Consider the following 17,980-nt stretch of genomic DNA (forward strand, 5'->3'; position numbering starts at 1 on the left):
GACCGCTTACGCCTCCGCGGCAGGCACGACGCTGAGGTGACTCGTCGCGGCCCGCCGCACCCGCGCAGTCGTGCGTACAGGACCCGTCGAGCGGCGGGCGTCGCGCAACACGAGCGTCATGCGCGTATACCCCATGTCCTTGAGCGTCTTGGGGGTCTCGCCGACGATCCGGCAGTCGGTGCGCCCCCACCGAGGATCCGGATGCCACAACGGCCGTACCGCTCCGTCGTGTTCGAAGGCGGCGGGACCGACCTCGCGGATCCAGTGCGGCAGCCCGTGCCGGTACGCGGCGTCCATGATCGGGTCCTGCGCGATCTCCCGGAGAATCGACCGCAGCACCGGGTCCTGCCCGTGCCGCTCGATCGCGGCGGCGAAGTGCGCCAGCATCGGCAGGCACCAGCTCGACTCATGCTCGGCGAGGACCGTGCCCGCTTCCGGATGGAACAGGACGAACCGGAGGAAGTTGTCCCCCGGCATGGCCGTGGGATGCGGACCCACACCCCGAAAAAGTGTCTCGAACGCGTCGTTGGCGAGGACGACGTCCCAGCGGTGGTCGAAGACAAGCGAGGGAAAGGGGACGGCCTCCAGGAGTGCGGCGTAGTCCTGCAAATAGGCCTGGGCCCTCAGACTCTCGGGGGCGGGTCGCGGCCGCGACCGCTGCCCTCCTGCCTGGTACTCCATCGGGAGGTCACCCCTCTTGCCTCTGCGGCCTTACACGCGGCGGTCGCGATCCTGCTATCCCCGGCTCCGTCGCGTCAACTATCGTGGCATTTGCCGCCTGTTGACGAACGAATCGCGCCACAGTTGTGGCGAGCGCTGGATGCGAGTTCGACGCAGGGGCTAACCTCTCCGGGCAGTTCACCGTGGACTGCGCGGGTACTGCGCGCGTACTGCGCAGTACACGGCCGGTCGAGACAACGCGGGAGATCAGTCGGTGACGGATGGCTTCGAGGTTCCGGGCGCCACGGCGACGGGTCTGCTGCCGGCCGTCGTGGCGCGGGTCGCCGCCCTCGCCGACCGGCTCGGTGTGCCGCACAGCCAGGTGTTCGACGTGCGGCGGCTGTCCGTCGCGTCGGGCGTGCCGGAGGTCGTGGTGCAGGCGCTGCTGAGCGGCCGGCCCGCCGGTGAGCCTGATCTGCAGACCCGCTTTCTGCAACGCCTCGACCTGCTGCGCCGTACGCGTCTGAAGCCGAACGGCCGCCGGTACACCCAGCAGGAGATCGCCGACGGCGCGGGGATGTCGCGTCAGCAGGCGGGCGCCCTGATCAACGGCGACCGGCGCCCCACCATGGAGCACTGCGACGCCATTCAGCGCTTCTTCCGAGTGCACGCCGGGTTCCTGACCGCCGAGGACCCCGAGGCGCTGGCCGGCGCCCTCCAGCGCTCCGAGCAGGAGCTGCTCCAGCAGCTCGCCGACCGCGAGAGAGCCGACCGGGAGAGAGCCGCCGCGGCCGCGAGTACGGACGACCCCTTCGAGCAGCTGCTCCAGGACCACGGCGTACGGGGCATCGCCTGGCGCGCCGCACAGCTGCCGACGGATCAGCACCGGGACAAGGTCGCGGAATGGCTGGACATGCTCCTGGAGAGCGTCAAGCGGCCCGAGTCGTGACCCGGGAGAGAACAGTGGGCATCGGAAAAGACATGCGCCGCCTGTGCGGCGAGCTGGTCGGCGAGCTCTCGCTCCCGGCACCGGCGGAGCCCGCCGACCTCTACGCCGCGTTGTGCGGGGCCATGAGCAGACGCCGCGGCCGTCCGGTGCGGTTCCGTATGGCCGCCTTCCCGCCCGGCACCGCCAGTGGGCTCTGGCTCGACATGGCGGACCAGGACCTCGTGGTCATCGAGGAACGCACCGCGCCCGACCACCAGTTGGTCATCCTCGGCCATGAGCTGTGGCACATGAAGGCCGGGCACTGCGCCCACCACGTGGAGGGCGCGGCCGTAGCCGCCCGTCTGCTGTCCGACGACGCCGATCTGCAGGCGACCGTCCTGAAGGTGGCCGCCCGGACCCGGTTCGACCTCGCGGACGAGCAGGAGGCGGAGGGCTTCGGGCTGCTGCTGGCCAGCAAGTGCCGTGCGTGGCTTCCCGGTTCGGCACAGCGCGGGCCCATGTCGCGGGACGGGGTCGCGGGCCGGATAGGGGCGTCCCTCGGCTACCGCGGGCCGCGGGCCTGAGCCGCCACGCCATGGACGACTCCGGCTACTACATACCGGCCGTCGCGATGGCGATCGCGCTCGCCGTCAAAACGCCCGCGCTACTGCGCTCCTGGCGCGATCCGCTGCAGCGATCCGTGTGCATCCTCATCGCGCTGTCCGGCCTGGTGTTCGTCTTCGCCGCCCCGCCGACGATCACCGAGGTCAACCGCCTCACCGGGATCGCGAACTTCTCGGGCCCGCTCGTCTACTGCCTGCTGAGCGCCTTCAGCGCCGCCTGTCTGGTGCTGATCATCAACTGGCGCGGTGGTCCGCCGGAGGCGACCCGGCGGGCCGCCCGTCGCTGGATCGCCGGGTACGGCGTGGTGATCGTGGCCCTGATCGTGCTCTTCGCCCTCGGGGACGCGCCGGAGGAACGGCTGCGGGACCTCGACACGTACTACGCCAACACGCCGTTCATCCGCGAGATGATCGTGCTCTACCTCGTGTCGGTCACCGTCGCGGGCGTCGCGATGGACGTCATGTGCTGGCGCTGGGCGCTTCAGGTACGCGGCTGGCTACGGGCCGGACTGCTGGTCATCGCACTCGGCTTCTCCTGCAACATCCCCTACTCGATCACCAAGTTCATCGCCGTCATCGCCCGCTGGAACGGCGGAAACCTGGACGACCTCAGCACCTACGTCGCGCCCGCCATGGCCTCCGCCGGAATGCAGCTCAGCGCACTCGGCTTCTGCATCCCACCGGCAGGACAGCGCATCGGGGACGTCTGGAGCACCTGGTCCACCTATCGCCGACTCGGGCCGCTGTGGCGGGAGTTGAGGCCCCTCGCACCGCCCAAGGACCGTGCCGTACGCATCGCGTGGTGGTCGCCCCCCGAACTCCAGGTGACCCAGCGGGAGTCCGACATCCACGACGGCATGCTCGCCCTGTACCCGTACTTCGACACGGAGCTCCGTACGAGCGTGTACGAAGCTGCCGTGGCCGCAGGCTCCGATCCCGCCCAGGCGCGGGCCGAGGCCGACGCGGCGATGGTGACGGCGGCGGTACGAGCGCGGGCCGCCGATCCGGAGGGCAGGGTCATCAGCTCGGCGACGGCGGACGCGGCGCCTCCCGCGTCCGCCGAGGCCCCCCGCGACCTGGTGCGGATGTCCCTGGCCCTGCGTCAGTCCCCCGTCGTCACGACCGCCGCTTCCTTCTCGGTCAGCGGAGGTCCGCTCAACCGGGGCTTCTTCCGGCCGAAGTAGACCAGGGCGAGCATGTCGGGCCCGAACAGCCGGGTCGGCTCCTTCTCCATGCTCATCACGTCCAGCAGGATCCGCAGGGCGTGCGGATTGCGGGAACCGGCGTCGGCGGCCTTGTCGACGAAGGCGGCCAGGGTCTTCTCCAGGCGGGTGGGCGGCTGCTCGCTGGCGCCCGGCCGGAACACGTCCTGGCCCACGGCAAGGTTCCAGGCGTTGTCCACGGGCCGGGCCGCGGTCTTCTGGATGCGCCGTGCCGTGCCGGGTGCGGTGAGTTCCTGCTCGCGCAGGACGCCGCGCAAAGCGAGGACGCTCTGGGCTGCCGCGCTCATTCCGTGCCCGTAGATGGGGTTGTAGCCGGCGACGGCGTCGCCGAGGACGGCGAAGCCTTCGGGCCAACGGGCGGCCTTCTCGTAGTAGCGGCGTTTGTTGGCGGTGCTGCGGGTGGTGACGACGTCGGTCTCGGGTTCGGCCCTGGAAAGGAGTTCGCCGATGATGGGGTGGGCCAGCTTCAGGGCGAAGGGCACGAACTCGTCGTTGTTGCTGGTGGGTTGACCTCCGCGGCTGCCGGACAGGGTCACCAGCCACCGGCCGCCTTCGATCGGGACGATGACGCCGCCCCGCGCCGGGTTGCCTTGGGGCTCGGCCTGGACGTTGACGATCGGGTAGTCGACGACGCCGGCCGGTGGGCGGTAGATCCGGCTGGCGTAGCCGATGCCCGGGTCGACCGTGCGCTCATCGACGGGCGGCAGTCCCAGGTCCCGCAGCCAGTGGGCGGCGCGGCTGCCGCGCCCGCTCGCGTCGATGACCAGGTCGGCGGGGAGAGTGCGCTCCGCGTCCGCCTCGCGGATGCGCACTCCTGTCACACGGTCCGCGCTGCCTTCCAGGCCCAGCAGTTCGGTCTGCTGCAGCAGGGTGATCCGCCGGTCCGGCAGCACGTCGGCGCGGATCGTGGCGTCGAGCAGATCACGGCTGCCCTGGAGCATGGTGTGCCGGGACTGGGAGAACCGCCGGAACCACTGGCCCGACGGAGCTCTGGACACCAGATCGGTCATGATGCGGGCTCTGCGGGCGCCGCGGTCGACGAGTCGGTCCGTGATGCCCGGCAGGATCTCCTCGAGCGCCTTGACGCCGCCGGACCAGAACAGGTGGGCGTGGCGGGCCTGCGGCACTCCCTTGCGCGGCCGAGGGCCGTCCGGCAGCAGGTCGCGTTCGACGATGGTGACGTCGGCGTGCTCGGCGAGTACGGCGGCGGCGAGCATGCCCGTCATGCCCCCTCCGACCACAACGGCGGTGCGACGAGGGGCAGTTCTGTCAGACAAGTCGGACACTCCTTTTGTAGCTCCCGATACCTGATGCTGCACCAGTTGCTGCACGTACTGCCGCCGATACGTCAGCCATGGCCGGCGGCCGCTCGCAAAGCGGACTGCCGACGGGCTTCCGCCACGATCGGCGAGGACGCCAACGCCTGTGCCAGCCCCACCATCTGACGGGGCGTCGATACCGACCGCAAGGTTCCCGCGTCCGATGGCATGCCCGCACTGTGCCGACGTGACGCCTGCACACGGGCCGCAGCGAGCATCGCCGCCTCGGCCACCACCTCGGCCTCATCGGGAGCGTGGGCCGCGAGGGCTGTCTCGTACGCCGTCGTCCGCACCTGGTCGTCGAGGTACGGCGAGCAGGCCAGGACGCCGTCCCAGATGGAGATCTCCTGCCGGGCCAGGCGCGTGACCGGGGGATCCCACCAGCGGATGACGCCCGTGGCCGGCGCCCGCAGCGTGCGCAGTTCCGCCGACAGGGGCTTCAGCAGCCGGTAGCGCCTCCAGGCACGGGCGTTGTTCACCAGAGGAGGCCCGATCCGGGGCAGGGCGAAGCCGCAAGCACAGGTGATGCCGGCCAGCATGACCAGCGGAGGCGAGACGACGGTGGACAGGACATCCCAGTCGTTCCCCAGCCAACGGGCAGCCATCGCCGCGTACTTGACGATCTGATAGCACCCGTCGAAGAACAGGCCGACGACGATCAGCGTCAGCCCGCGCCGGATCATGCCGCGCACCTCCCGCAGCCACCGCACGCTCATGACCATGAGGGCGACGGTGGCGGCCGTGTGCGCGACCAGATAGAGGACGATCATCTCGCGCATGTAGGGGGTGTTGGCGTAGTACGTGTCCAGGTCCCGGGCGCGTTCCACGGGGACGTCGGCCAGGGCGAACAGGACCCAGATGCCGACGATGACCAGCCCGTAGACGCCCGTTACGAGCAGGGAGGCTCGCCGCCTCCGCTCCGGCGATCCACCCTCCCAGTTGATCATCAGGACCAGGTAGCCCGCGCTCAGCGCCGTCAGGCCCCCGTACACCAGTGGGGCGCTGAAGTTGGCGATGCCGGTGATGTCGTTGACGAAGCGGATGGTGGGCGGGGCGGACAGGAGGCAGACGAGCGAGCCGATCAGCAGGATCGCGCCGGTCGACGCCACCAGCGGGTCACGCCACAGCGTCCTTCCGGCCGAGAGCTTCAGCACGGCGGCCAGCAGCAGAAGGCAGCCGGGGATGTAGAAGACGATGCCGCTGCTCACCGTATGGGGGTTCTCTCGTCGTCTGCGGCTGGGGTGGCCGCTGCGGCGGCGCGGGCTGCCGCCACGATGGGGGACGTACGCAGGGCGTGCGCGATGCCGATCAAGGACGGTCGCGTCACGGGGAGTTCGGCGTTCGCGGGATTCTCGGCGTGCTCAGCGTCCCCGCTGTTCTCTGTGTGCTCCAAGAAGCCCGCCGGAGTGGGCGGTCCGGCACGTCGGCAGGCCTGCACCGCCGCGGCGATCATCGCCGCGTGGCCGATGCGGGCGGCGGTGTCGGCGCTGTGGCCCGCGGCGAGTGCCGCTGTGTGCGCCTGCGAGCGGACGTCGTCGTCGAGGTGGGGGCGGATCATTCGCAGCCCGTCCTCGATTCCGGCCTCGCGTCGGGTGAGGTGGATGAACGGCGACGCGTACCAGGGAATCGGGGCGGCGAGCAGGCTGCCGGGGTGGATGTCGCTGAGTTCCCGCCACAGCGGGCCGAGCCGCCGCCAGGTCGTCACGGCACGCCGGACGGCTGTCGCCCACGGGCCGAGAAGCGGCAGGGTGAAGCCGGCGACGGCGATGGCAGCCGCCAGGCCGACCAGGCGGGGCGCGAGAGTCGTGCTCAGCATGTCCCAGTCCCGGCCGGTCCACCGCGCGATCACCGCGGTGAGCTTGAGACCGCTGAAGGACACGTTGAGCAGCCAGGCGAGGACCAGCAGCCACAGTCCCGTCCGAAGCCAGCCGTGGACCTCCCGTGCCCAGCGCAGGCACAGAACGGTGCTGGCGACGGCGGCCGTCATATGGCCGAGCAGATAGAGCACGACCATCTCGCCGGTCCACGGGGTCCTGGCGTAGTACGTGTCGAAATCGGTGAGCCGCTCGCTGGGTGCGTCGCCCAGTACGAACATGGTGATCAGTACGGCGATCAGGACGCCATAGCCGGCCGTCCAGCGCCAGGTGAGGCGGCGTACGTACGGCTCGGGCCCGCCACGCCAGTGGATGATCAGCACCAGGCAGCTGGCGCTGTAGGCGCTCACCGTCGCGTACACCAGCGCGGCGGAGAAGTTCGCGATGCCGGTCGCGTCGTTGAGGCCGGCGACGGTGCGCGGAGCGGCGAGGAAGAAGCCGACGCCGCCCAGGAAGATCACCCAGCAGACGGCTCGGATCAGGGGGTCGCGCCAGGAACGCAGCAGGCCGGGCAGCTTCAGCCCCAGTCCGGCCCAGCAGACGAATGCGGGTATGTAGTAGTAGGCGGAGGCGTCCATGGTCAGACCTGTGGCCGGCGGCTGCCCAGTGAAGCGCCGATCCGGCCCGCGATCTGGGTACGGTCCGTGTTCTCCGGCTTCCCCTCCAGCCAGACCCGGAAATGGGTCACCGCTTTCAGCGCGAAGGTCTCGGCGTCCTGCTCGACCTGTTCGTCGAACACGGAACGGGCGGCGACCCGTACGACGGTCGGCTTCAGATGGCGCAGATCGGCCCGCTGGTCCAGCATCCGGGCCGCCACCGTGGCGCCCGCGATGTGGTGACCGCAGTCGCCCTTGATCATGTGCCAGATCTCGTGGAAGAGGATCGCGAGCTGGTGCAGCGCGGTGGCCCGCTTGTCGACGAGGATGAGGTCCTCGTCCGGCAGGTCGAGCCACAGCCCGGTCGCCGTCCGGTGCGGGAACTCCTCCTTGAGGAGCACCACCTTGCGCCCCCGGATCTCGCTGACGACTTCGATCAGCGCGGCGAACAGTTCATCGGGATCCGTGGGAGGGGTCAGTTCCCGTCCACAGGAACGCAGTTCACCGGTCAGCCGGTCGATGAATCGACGCATCTCCTTCTCGGCCTGAAATTCCCCGACCAGCCGCGTGACAAGGCGACGCATCGACTGACTACTCCTCACATCCCGGACCCCGCCCTGCAAATATTCCAGACGGAGGGGCCTGCTGCCAGGCTTACGGGGACTTCATGAACTCCGGCACACATTCGCGCCCCGTTAGGGGCGCGGGGCTGTGACATTTACGGCTCCGCCGCGATGGGGGTCCCCCCGCGCGAGCTCGATTCGAGCGTGGGGGAGCGACCAGCCCCCACCGGCCTGCGGGTAAATCGCTGCCCTTCCGGCGGAACGCTTATTGGTCGCGCTCCCGGCGCCGCAAAATCGTGTCGATCCAGTCGGCGACCAACTCCTGCTCCGCATCGCTGAGTTCCGCAGCCCGATGGGCGATCCGGCGCAGCCCGTGCGCCTGCCGCAGCCGGGCCAGCGGGTCCTCACCGGCCGCGGCGCGCAAGTCGGCCAGTACGGGCTGGAGGGCGTCGTCGAGCGCGGAGGCGGGCTCGGCGGACAACCAGCCGTTGGGCGCGCCGAAGAAGAACTCCTCGATGCCGGCTTGGGTGGCCGCCAGTGGGCCCCCGGAGCGGGCCGCGCGCGGCTCCGCCCCCTCCCCACCATGCGTTTTCCTCCGGCTGTTGACGAGGTTCGACAGGGAGGCCCGGGACGCGCCGAAGGATGCGGCGATCTCTCCGTAGGAGTGCCGCTGCCCGTCGTCGCGCCGCCGCGTTTCCCGCAGATGCTCGAAGCGGCGGATGATCCGGTCGGTGATGTCCTCCGCGGGGGGCTCCTTGCCGTCCAGAAGCGTCTCGACGACGTCCCGGGGGACGCCGCTGTCGACCGAGAGCCGTTCCACGTCGAGCACGTCGTCACGGCTCTGTCCCGCCTCCGCGAGGAGGGCGTCGAGGTGGCTCAGGGTCTCGGCGAGCGCACGGAGCGGATCTCTCACCGGCACATCTCCTGAAGTGAGGTGGTAGCGCGAACTACGTAGTTGATGTTCCGCACGATAGCCGCTGCCGGGGCCCGCCGACCAACGAAAAGTCACTGCAATAGCCACAGGCGACTATTTCAGTTGACACCGCTCCCCAGACCTTGCAGGATCATGACACGACGTAAGGACCGGTCATCGCACCGCGACCACGGCAGCATCGCCGTGCCCGCGGGCGCGAGGCTCGCTTGTGCCCCACGGGGGAGGGCACATCGGGCGCCGTGGTCCGCGGCCGCGCACCGTTCAGGTGTGCGCGGCCGCGGACCGATTGTCAGTGGTGGACGGCAAGCTGGACCCAGCGCCACCGCTGTGCGACGGCGCGTGAACACGAGAGCCGAGCCGAACCGGGAGAGTCGTCCGATGCCGACCGCCGTACTGACCGATCACGAACGCACCGCCGTGCAGGCCTATCTGCGCCTGTTGCACACCGTACGAGCCGCGCTGGACGGCCCGCCCGGCACGCCGCCCCGCCCCGTCGTCGTACCGCCGGCAGCCCTCGCGGAGGCCGAGCGCGCACTGGAGGCGGCAGGTCTCGCGGGGAACGAGGAGGCGTTCTTCCGCCTGCTGCACGCCTGGTCCCCACAGTCGTGACGATCCCCGGCCGGGCGCCCGGCGGAAACGGGATCAGCCGCGGTCGTACGAGACGGTCACCGCGGTCGCCACAAGACCCCGGCCCACCGTCCAGCGACCGTCGAAGTGGTCGACGCGGCGGCCGTCCACCACCGGGCCCGGCACCAGGAGCCGGGCCCGGAAGGCACCCGAGGTGGTGCTCCCTGGAGCCAGGCCCACTTTTATGTCCGCCTCCGTGAAGTCCAGCCACTTCCGGGTAAGGGGGAACCACGCCTTGTAGACCGACTCCTTGGCGCTGAACAGGAGTCGGTCCCAGTGGACCGCGGGATGCCCGGACGCGAGCGCGCGCAGCCGGGCGTCCTCGGCGGGCAGGGACACGGAAGACAACACGCCCTCCGGAAGCGGCAGATGGGGCTCCGCGTCGATACCGAGGGAGGCCAGGTCGGTGGCGCGGGCCAGTGCAGCGGCGGCGTAGCCCTCGCAGTGCGTCATGCTGCCGATGATTCCGTCGGGCCACTGCGGGGCCCCGCGGTCACCGGTCAGCACGGGCTGCGGCGGAACGCCGAGCTTGTCCATCGCACGCCGGGCACAGGCTCGTACGACGGTGAACTCGCGGCGCCGCTTCTCCACGGCCCGCGCGATCAGCGCCTCTTCCTCGGGATACAGCGTCGCGCCCTCGACCGGTTCGTCACCGTTCGCTTCCACGGTCACGACCGCGTCCGAGAGCAACTCCTCGATCACTGGATCCGAACCTCCATCGGCAGAATGCGAGGCAGCGTACCCAGCGGTGCCCGTCCGCGGTGAGCAGGGTGCCGGACCGCGGCGTGAAGCCATACCAGGGCGGGACGTAATCCGTAACACGGACGTAGCAGCGATCATGCCGCGGAACCCCTATGATCGGCCCTACACAACCGCGCGCTCACCGTTTTCGAACGGCGGTTTTGTGTACCTCCAAACTCCATGGCCGGGCTCGGCCTGCTTCGCCGTGCCCGCGAACCTTGAAAGGACGGCCTGAATGGTCTCTCGCGTACGCGTCTGGCTCAACCGCACGTACGCGGAGAACGTGTTCTTCATGGATCAGCTGCGGGATAATCCCAGCGGCCGTCCGGTCGAGATCCATGCGACGCACGGCGACGCCGACTCCCCCATCCTGGCCGCCGCCGACACCGCGGAGCTCGAACCGCAAGGGCTGTCCCCGGCCGCGTACGTCGAGTACGCCCTCGATCAGTGCGCCCGGCATTCCATCGACGTGTTCGTTCCCGTGCTTCACCAGGCGGCGGTCGCCGCGCATCGCGAGGAGTTCGCCGCGGTCGGTACGGCTCTGCTGGCGCCGCCCGCCGAGGCCGTGACGACCTTCCAGGACAAGGTGACCGCGTACGAGGCGGTGCGGGCCCTCGGGCTGCCGGTGCCGCCCTGGTGGCGGGTGCGTACCGAGGACGAACTCATCGCGGCGGTCGACGCGTTGGAGGCCGACGGCTACAAGGCCTGCTTCAAGCCGGCCGCGGGTGCGGGCGGAGTCGGCTTCCGCATCATCACGCGCTCCCCCTTCTCGCTCATGCACCTGAGCGGCTTCCCCAGCCCGTATGTGCCGCTGAACCTCGTCGTCGACGCGCTACGGCAGGCCGACGCACCCGTCGACTGGCTGGTGATGCCGCGTCTGGAGGAGCCGGAGGTGTCCGTCGACTGTCTGACGGGGCCGGACGGGCGGGTGCGGATGGCGGTGGGCCGGACCAAGAACGGCCGTCGGCGCGGCTTCACGCTGCAGCCGTCCTTCATCGAACCGGCGCGGCTCATCGCCGGGGCCTTCGATCTGCACTACCTGACCAATGTGCAGTTCCGTATGTTCGGGGACGAGCCGGTGCTCATGGACGTCAACACGCGCCCGGCCGGCGGGCTGCACCAGCTCTCCCAGTGCGGCATCAACGCCCCTTGGGCCGCCGTGCGGCTGGCGCTCGGCGAGGACCCGGGCGAGTTGGTACCGCCGTTCCTGGGCCAGGACTACGCGGTGGTCGCGGGTCCGCGACCGGTGCGTCCGGTGTCGGTTCCGCAGCCTCAGCAGCAGCCGTGCCTGGACGAGCGCCGGCCCACTCCCCTGCCGGCCGTTCCCGCCCCCGATGGGGGTGCCCCCGCTCGAGCGAAGCCGAGAGTGGGAGAAGAGTCGGCCGCCACTCCCACCCCTGCCTGATCGCACTCGCCCGGACGTCTTCGTACCCGGTCAGTCGACCGGGTACCCCCACTCGCGCGCCAACTCGACCAGCCGCGGCGGCAGTTCGGCTTGTGGGTCGGCCGGTCGGGCGGACTGGATGCGGCCCGACTTGATGGTTTCGCTCCAGTCGCCGAGCTGGGGGCGGAAGGTGCCGTGGTCCTTCTTGCCGTAGTCGAGCATCCCCGCCTCCCAAGGCACCTTGAGGTAGTCGCACAGGCCCCGGGTGACCGTCTCGGGGTCCGCGGTGAGCTCCTCGTACGTGATCACGTGGGCGCCGGTGAGCTGCTGCCGGGCCTCCTCCAGCCGCTCGCTGTAGTCGAGGACCTCGCGGCGGATCTGTTCGTGGTCCGGGTCGGCGCGGCGGTTGGTGAGGGAGGTGACGACCGCGCCAGGGTGGCGGAGCAGGACGATGTAGCGGGCGTCGGGCCAACATCGTTGCAGCCGGGGCCAGATGAGGGTGTTCGGCGGCGTCTTGTCGACGATGATGTCCTTGCCGCTGCGGGTGAGCTCCAGATGGAGCACGCGGTCCCACAGGACGTGTTCCAGCTCCTCCTTGTCCAGTTCCAGCGCCTTCATGGCGTCGGCCGTGAAGTCACGGGCCAGATGGACGTGGAGGGTGCGCAGATGCATCTCGTGCGGGGCGCGGATCTTGGAGTGGCTGTTCAGCAGGACGCGCAGCAGGGTCGAGCCGGAACGCACCGAGGACAGGACGAAGACCGGGGAGTCGACCAGGCGCGGGGCGCGCGGAGCGACGTAAGCATCCTTCGGGTTCCGCTGCGAGGGCATGGCGTCGAGGCTCCGGCGGGGCGGGCTCACCGCCTGGGCCATCAGTCTGCCGCGGCGCTTCAGGCCCTTGCGGATCGCCGAGATACGTGGGTCCCGCACGGTGACACCCCTCTTTTTCTCTCACCTACGCCTTGCCGCGCCATCCCAGGGGTACCGGGCGAACTTCAGGTGTCGTAAAGGCAACAGGCCGTGGTCACGGCGGGCCGAAAACCCGCCGTGACCTGGCCTCTTACCCGTTTCTTAATTCTTCCTGGAAAACGGGGTCAGTCATTCCGCCGTGACAGCCGCAGGGTCTGCACCTCGAAGGGGCGCAGCGACACCGCGACTCCACCGCCCTCCACGGCCGCCTCGGCGAGGGGCCGCTCCAGGAGGTCGGTGACCTGGGCTCCGGCGAGGGGGAAGCCGGTGCGCAGGGTGCCCTGGGCGCGTCCGCCGCGGGACTCGTAGAGGCGTACGACGACGTCGCCGGACTCGTCGTCGGCGAGCTTGATCGCCTCGACGGTGACGCCCTCGCCCTCGACGCTCACCACCGGCTCGGCCGCACCGGCCGAATCGGCCACCCGCAGCGGCAGGTTGAGCGCGTAGCCCTCCGCGACCGCGTCCTCGATCGTCGCGCCGGGCAGCAGCGCGTACGTGAAGCGGTGCTTGCCCTGGTCGGCCTCCGGGTCGGGGATGCGGGGGGCGCGGACCAGGCTGAGGCGGACCGTCGTGGTCGTACCGCCGTCTTCGCGGACCGTGCGGGAGACGTCGTGGCCGTAGGTGGAGTCGTTGATGACCGCGACTCCGTAGCCGGGTTCGCCGATGTGCACCCAGCGGTGGTTGCAGACCTCGAAGCGGGCCGACTCCCAGCTGGTGTTGGTGTGCGTGGGGCGCTGGATGTGGCCGAACTGGATCTCGGCGGAGGAGTGGGCGGCCCTGATGTCCACCGGGAAGGCGGCCTTGAGGATCTTCTCCGTCTCGTGCCAGTCGATCTCCGTTTCGATGTCGATACGAGGGCTTCCTGCGCGGACGGTGATGGTTTGCGTGATGCGGGAGCCCTTGCCGAAGGCTCGGTCTACGCGGATCGCTGCGAGGAGGGGGTCCTCCTCGACCACCGTGATGGACTCGGTGTCCAGGAGGTCCGTGTAGCGGTTCTTGTAGTGCTTGTCGATGTCCCAGGCGTCCCAGTAGTTGGGGAGGTCGGTGTGTAGGCGGAGCAGGTTGCCTTGGGCGGCTAGGACTTCTCGGTCTGACCGGAGGTCTCGTACGGAGCTCAAGGTGCCGTCGTTGGCCACTTCGACTCGTACGAGGCCGTTGTCCAGGACTCGGCCTTCGGTGACCGTTACCGGGTGTGGGGGTTCGCCTGCCCCCAGCGGGGCGCTGCCGTTGGCTGGGACCTCGGTGTACATCGGGACGCCTACCGATGTGCGTACGACCTCTGCGCGGTCGTAAGGGCTGGCGTTGTAAACATGGGCGCCGTCCGCTGTTGGCTGTGCCCACCCTCCCCCACTCTCGGCTTCGCTCGAGCGGGGGGACCCCCATCGCCCTGCGGAACGATTGCCCACAGCGGTTGCGGGACGACTGCCCACAGCGGTCGCGGCGGCAGCTGCGATTGCCTCTCGTGTCAGGGTCTGGAGCTCCTCTGCCACCCTCGCGTACTCCGCCTCCGCCTCCCGGTGGACCCAGGCGATCGAGGAGCCCGGCAGGATGTCGTGGAACTGGTGGAGTAGGACCGTTTTCCAGAGGCGGTCCAGTTTTTCGTACGGGTAGGCGTAGTCCGGTGTGTTCAGGGCTGCCGTCGTTGCCCACAACTCGGCCTCGCGCAGGAGGTGTTCGCTGCGGCGGTTGCCCTGCTTGGTGCGGGCCTGGGAGGTGTACGTGGCGCGGTGGAGTTCCAGGTAGAGCTCGCCTACCCAGACGGGGGCGTCGGGGTACTCCTCTCGGGCGTCCGCGAAGAACTTGTCGGGGTGCTCCACGACTACCTTCGGGGAGCCTTCCAGGTCCGCTAGGCGCCGGGCCCGTTCCATGATCTCGCGGGTGGGGCCGCCTCCGCCGTCGCCCCAGCCGAAGGGCGCCAGGGAGCGCGTACCGCCGCCCTTCTCCTGGTAGTTGCGGACGGCGCGGGCCATCTCCTCGCCGCTGAAGCGGGCGTTGTAGGTGTCGACCGGCGGGAAGTGGGTGAAGATGCGGGTGCCGTCGATGCCCTCCCACCAGAAGGTGTGGTGGGGGAACTTGTTCGTCTGGTTCCAGGAGATCTTCTGGGTCAGGAACCAGTCGTTGCCCGCGAGCTTGGCGAGCTGCGGATAGGCGGCGGTGTAGCCGAAGGAGTCCGGCAGCCACACGCCCTTCGTCTCGACGCCGAAGTGCTCCATGAAGAACTTCTTGCCGTGCACGAGCTGGCGGGCGATCGCCTCGCCGCCGGGCAGGTTGCCATCGGCCTCGACCCACATGCCGCCGACCGGTGCCCACTGGCCCTTTTCGACGGACTTCTTGATCCGCTCCCACACCTGCGGGTAGTTGTCGCGCACCCACTCGTACTGCTGGGCCTGCGAGCAGGCGAAGATGAAGTCCTCGTACTCGTCGGCCAGTGCCGTGACGTTGGAGAAGGTGCGGGACGTCTTGCGCTTGGTCTCGCGGATGGGCCACAGCCAGGCGGAGTCGATGTGCGCGTGGCCGACGCCGGAGACGGTGTGGGCGCTGGCGTGCGCGGGCTTGGCCAGGGCGGGGGCGAGCACCTCGCGGACGGCGGCGGCACTGCCGGAGACGTCGTCCAGGTCCACGGTGTCCATGGCCCGGTCCAGGGTGTGCAGGATCTCGTGGCGGCGCGGGTCGTGCTCTTCGAGGTGGACCATCAGTTCGCGCAGCACCTGGAGGTCCAGGTCGAGGTGGAACACGTCCTCGTCCAGGACGGCGAGGTCGGCGCGCTGGAAGGTGTAGATCGGCTTGTCGCCGGCGGTGAGCACATCGCCCATGACGGTCGGGCGCGAGAAGTTGTCGGCGAGGATGTCCGGGTTGGAGGCGGCCTCGACGAGGTAGTGGATCTCCTCGCCGCCCGCTGCCGGGTTGCTGATGGGCACGTACTGGTTGAGCGGGTTGACGGCCTTGAGCGGGGTGCCGTCGGCGAGGTGGACGAGCGCCTCGGCCTGGTTGCCGGGCCAGTCGCCGATGAACCCGAGGTCGATGACGGCCTCGACGCGCTTGCCAGCCCACTCGGCGGGCACCTGCCCGCGCATCCGGAACCAGGTCGTCCCCCAGGGCGGGCCCCAAGGGGTGTCCATCGCGAAGGGTGTGTACGACGCCGACGCGGCCTCCTCGAAGGGGACGGGCTCGCCCGGCGCCTGCCAGGCCTCGACCTCGAAGGGCACGGAGGCGGCGTAGAGCGCGGTCTTGATGCGCTGGTCGTGGACGCGCTGGACACGCTCCTCGATCCTGCGGCGTTCGTCATGCATGTGCGGGTCTCCTCGGGGGCTCTGCTTCGTGCCTCAGGGCTCTACCCAAGGCTCGGGCTTGCTACTTCAGGTACGCGAGGCCGGGGTGGGCGGCGGTATAGCCCTCGACGAGACGACGGGCGACGTTCACGGAGTCGACCAGCGGGTGCAGGGCGAAGGCCTTCACGGCGGCCGTACGGGAGCCGGACTCGGACGCGACGAGCACTTCACGCTCGACCGCCTTCACCGCGCAGACCAGGCCGGTCGCGTGGTCCGGGAGCGGGTCGACTGCGACGGGGTGCGCGCCGTTGGCGTCGACGAGACAGGGCACCTCGATGACGGCGTCCGTGTCGAGCACGGACAGGGTGCCCTGGTTGCGGACGTTGAGGATCAGGGTGGTGCGCTCGTCGCGGGCGATGGCCCGCATCAGGGCGAGGGCGACCTTCTCGTAGCCGCCGGAGAGGTCGTCGGCGTCGCGCTCGCCGGCGCCCGCCGCGGCCCGGGACTCGGACATGTACGTGGCCTCGCGCTCGGCCCGGGTGCTCTCCCAGGTCTTGAGGGCCTCGGCGTCGGGGCGCTGCATGGCTTCGTAGAAACCGGCCTGCTGGTCGCGCAGGAAGGCGCCGCGGGTCTTCTCGGCGTCCTGGTAGGCGCGTACGGCTTCCCGGTTGAAGTAGTAGTAGTGCAGGTACTCGTTCGGGATCGCGCCCAGGGAGCGGAGCCACTCGGTGCCGAAGAGCTTGCCCTCCTCGAAGGAGCCGAGCAGATCCGGGTCGGCGAGCAGGCGCGGCAGTTCGTCGCGGCCGGCGACGCGAAGGCCGCGGACCCAGCCGAGGTGGTTGAGGCCGACGTAGTCGATCCAGGCCTCGCGCGGGTTCGCGACGCCGAGGACGCGGGCGATCCGGCGGCCGAGGCCGACCGGTGAGTCGCAGATGCCGATCACGCGGTTGCCGAGGTACCGGGACATCGCCTCGGTGACGAGGCCTGCCGGGTTGGTGAAGTTGATCACCCAGGCATCCGGGGCGAGCCGGGCCACGCGCCGCGCGATGTCCACGGCGACGGGCACCGTGCGCAGCCCGTACGCGATACCGCCCGCGCCGACCGTCTCCTGGCCGAGGACGCCCTGGTCGAGGGCGACCCGCTCGTCGGCCGCGCGGCCTTCGAGTCCGCCGACGCGGATCGCGGAGAAGACGAAGTCGGCGCCGCGCAGCGCCTCGTCGAGGTCGGTGGTGGCGGTCACGGCGGGTGCGCCCGGAACGTCGGCCGCCTGCTCGGCGAGGACGCGGGCGACGGCCGAGAGCCGCCCCGCGTCGAGGTCGTGCAGCACGACGTCGGTGACGCGGCCCTCGGCGCGGTCCCCGAGGAGCGCCCCGTACACGAGTGGCACCCGGAATCCGCCGCCACCCAGAATCGTCAGCTTCACGCCACAGCCCTTTCCACGTTCATGTCCGCACGACACGGGTTCATGTCTGCACCACGCGTACGCCCGCCTCCTCCAGTGCGGACTTGGTTCCGGCGTCCGCCGGGCCGTTGGTCACGACCACGTCCAGGTCCTCGGGTCCGCAGACCTTCGCCATCCCCGTACCCGGGAACTTGGCCCGGTCCGCGAGCAGTACGACCTTGTCGGCCGCCGCGATCATGGCGCGCTTCACGGGGACCTCGACGACCGTCGTGTCCATCACCTGCCCACCGGGGCGCACTCCACTGGTGCCGAGGAAGAGCCAGTCCGCGCGCAGCTGGCGCAGGTTGTCCTCGGTGAGGAAGCCGACCAGGGAGCGGTACTCGCGGCGGACCATGCCTCCGAGCAGCACCAGTTCGATGCCCTCGTCGTCCACGAGTTCCTCGTAGACCACCAGGTTGCTGGTGATCACGGTGATGCGGCGGCCGTGCAGCTGCCGGGCCAGGCGGTAGGCGGTGGTGCCGATGTCGAGCAGTACGGATTGACCGTCCTCGATCATCGCCGCGGCCCGCTCGGCGATGGCATCCTTCTCGGGTACGCGCACCTCCGCGACCTCGGCGAAGGGCTGGTCCCCCTCCTCGGCGACGGCCCCGCCGTGGACCCGGGTGAGGAGGCCGTCCTCCTCGAGTTTGACCAGGTCGCGGCGGATGGTGGCGGGGCTCACGCCCAGCTGTTCCGAGAGGTCGGTCACGGCGGCGGGCCCGCCGGACCGCAGGGACCGCAGGATGAGTTGGTGTCGTCGTTCTGCCAGCACGCCGTGAACAGTACTCGTCATTCGCAATCAATTCCATGCTCGGTTCTGCTCAACTCTTGC

At 70.0% G+C, this 17,980-nt stretch carries 16 protein-coding genes; 5 read left to right on the forward strand and 11 right to left on the reverse strand.

Annotation, left to right across the window (positions count from 1 at the left end; genetic code table 11):
- Positions 1-6: 6 nt before the first annotated feature.
- Positions 7-681, reverse strand: a complete 675-nt coding sequence (locus tag ACQEVY_RS07480) for a hypothetical protein (RefSeq protein WP_432946091.1) — start codon at positions 679-681, stop codon at positions 7-9.
- 253 nt (positions 682-934) lie between these two features.
- Here ACQEVY_RS07480 and ACQEVY_RS07485 point away from each other — a divergent pair, with 253 nt between their 5' ends.
- Genes ACQEVY_RS07485 through ACQEVY_RS07495 form a run of 3 tightly spaced genes read left to right on the forward strand, consistent with a single transcriptional unit; the run spans position 935 to position 3,395 of the window.
- Positions 935-1,609, forward strand: coding sequence for a helix-turn-helix domain-containing protein (locus tag ACQEVY_RS07485; protein WP_432946093.1), 675 nt, complete (start codon positions 935-937; stop codon positions 1,607-1,609).
- A gap of 32 nt (positions 1,610-1,641) precedes the next feature.
- The gene (locus ACQEVY_RS07490) at positions 1,642-2,172 is read left to right on the forward strand and encodes a toxin-antitoxin system, toxin component (RefSeq protein WP_328773979.1); all 531 of its coding nucleotides are present in this window, start codon (positions 1,642-1,644) and stop codon (positions 2,170-2,172) included.
- Positions 2,173-2,183: 11 nt separating this feature from the next.
- Positions 2,184-3,395, forward strand: a complete 1,212-nt coding sequence (locus tag ACQEVY_RS07495) for an MAB_1171c family putative transporter (protein WP_432946095.1) — start codon at positions 2,184-2,186, stop codon at positions 3,393-3,395.
- Here the strand turns inward: ACQEVY_RS07495 and ACQEVY_RS07500 are convergent.
- From ACQEVY_RS07500 to ACQEVY_RS07520, 5 genes are all read right to left on the reverse strand, one after another.
- Entirely contained in the window at positions 3,314-4,711 is a 1,398-nt protein-coding gene (locus ACQEVY_RS07500) for an FAD-dependent oxidoreductase (RefSeq protein ID WP_432946097.1), read from the reverse strand. The two genes, ACQEVY_RS07495 and ACQEVY_RS07500, sit on opposite strands and share 82 nt — an antisense overlap.
- Before the next feature lie 71 nt (positions 4,712-4,782).
- Complete coding sequence (locus ACQEVY_RS07505) at positions 4,783-5,961, reverse strand: DUF6545 domain-containing protein (RefSeq protein WP_432946099.1); 1,179 nt, start codon at positions 5,959-5,961, stop codon at positions 4,783-4,785.
- A complete protein-coding gene (locus ACQEVY_RS07510; protein WP_432946101.1) occupies positions 5,958-7,205 on the reverse strand; it encodes an MAB_1171c family putative transporter in 1,248 nt (415 codons plus the stop codon). The genes ACQEVY_RS07505 and ACQEVY_RS07510 overlap by 4 nt, the downstream gene beginning before the upstream one ends.
- 2 nt (positions 7,206-7,207) lie before the next feature.
- On the reverse strand, positions 7,208-7,807 hold the full coding sequence (locus ACQEVY_RS07515; protein WP_432946103.1) for a toxin-antitoxin system, toxin component: 600 nt from the start codon (positions 7,805-7,807) through the stop codon (positions 7,208-7,210).
- 244 nt (positions 7,808-8,051) lie between these two features.
- Complete coding sequence (locus tag ACQEVY_RS07520) at positions 8,052-8,699, reverse strand: hypothetical protein (RefSeq protein ID WP_432946105.1); 648 nt, start codon at positions 8,697-8,699, stop codon at positions 8,052-8,054.
- 399 nt (positions 8,700-9,098) lie between these two features.
- Between ACQEVY_RS07520 and ACQEVY_RS07525 the strand changes: the two genes are divergently transcribed.
- Positions 9,099-9,329: a hypothetical protein gene (locus tag ACQEVY_RS07525; RefSeq protein WP_432946107.1), complete on the forward strand. Its 231-nt coding sequence runs from the start codon at positions 9,099-9,101 to the stop codon at positions 9,327-9,329.
- Between the two features lie 33 nt (positions 9,330-9,362).
- On the opposite strand, the gene ACQEVY_RS07530 is transcribed toward ACQEVY_RS07525, so the two are convergent.
- Complete coding sequence (locus ACQEVY_RS07530; RefSeq protein ID WP_432946109.1) at positions 9,363-10,049, reverse strand: 4'-phosphopantetheinyl transferase family protein; 687 nt, start codon at positions 10,047-10,049, stop codon at positions 9,363-9,365.
- A gap of 274 nt (positions 10,050-10,323) precedes the next feature.
- Here ACQEVY_RS07530 and ACQEVY_RS07535 point away from each other — a divergent pair, with 274 nt between their 5' ends.
- A complete protein-coding gene (locus tag ACQEVY_RS07535) occupies positions 10,324-11,493 on the forward strand; it encodes an ATP-grasp domain-containing protein (RefSeq protein WP_432946111.1) in 1,170 nt (389 codons plus the stop codon).
- 30 nt (positions 11,494-11,523) lie between these two features.
- Here ACQEVY_RS07535 and ACQEVY_RS07540 read toward each other — a convergent pair whose 3' ends face one another.
- The 4 genes from ACQEVY_RS07540 to ACQEVY_RS07555 all read right to left on the reverse strand — a co-directional run bounded on the left by ACQEVY_RS07540 (position 11,524) and on the right by ACQEVY_RS07555 (position 17,920).
- Complete coding sequence (locus ACQEVY_RS07540) at positions 11,524-12,399, reverse strand: sulfotransferase family protein (protein WP_432946113.1); 876 nt, start codon at positions 12,397-12,399, stop codon at positions 11,524-11,526.
- Positions 12,400-12,563: 164 nt separating this feature from the next.
- Positions 12,564-15,728: an alpha-mannosidase gene (locus tag ACQEVY_RS07545; RefSeq protein WP_432946115.1), complete on the reverse strand. Its 3,165-nt coding sequence runs from the start codon at positions 15,726-15,728 to the stop codon at positions 12,564-12,566.
- A gap of 61 nt (positions 15,729-15,789) precedes the next feature.
- The gene (locus ACQEVY_RS07550) at positions 15,790-17,130 is read right to left on the reverse strand and encodes a 6-phospho-beta-glucosidase (protein WP_432946117.1); all 1,341 of its coding nucleotides are present in this window, start codon (positions 17,128-17,130) and stop codon (positions 15,790-15,792) included.
- A gap of 40 nt (positions 17,131-17,170) precedes the next feature.
- The gene (locus ACQEVY_RS07555; protein WP_328767370.1) at positions 17,171-17,920 is read right to left on the reverse strand and encodes a DeoR/GlpR family DNA-binding transcription regulator; all 750 of its coding nucleotides are present in this window, start codon (positions 17,918-17,920) and stop codon (positions 17,171-17,173) included.
- Positions 17,921-17,980: the final 60 nt, after the last annotated feature.

This window comes from Streptomyces sp. CA-288835 (assembly GCF_050936385.1).
GTDB lineage: Bacteria > Actinomycetota > Actinomycetes > Streptomycetales > Streptomycetaceae > Streptomyces.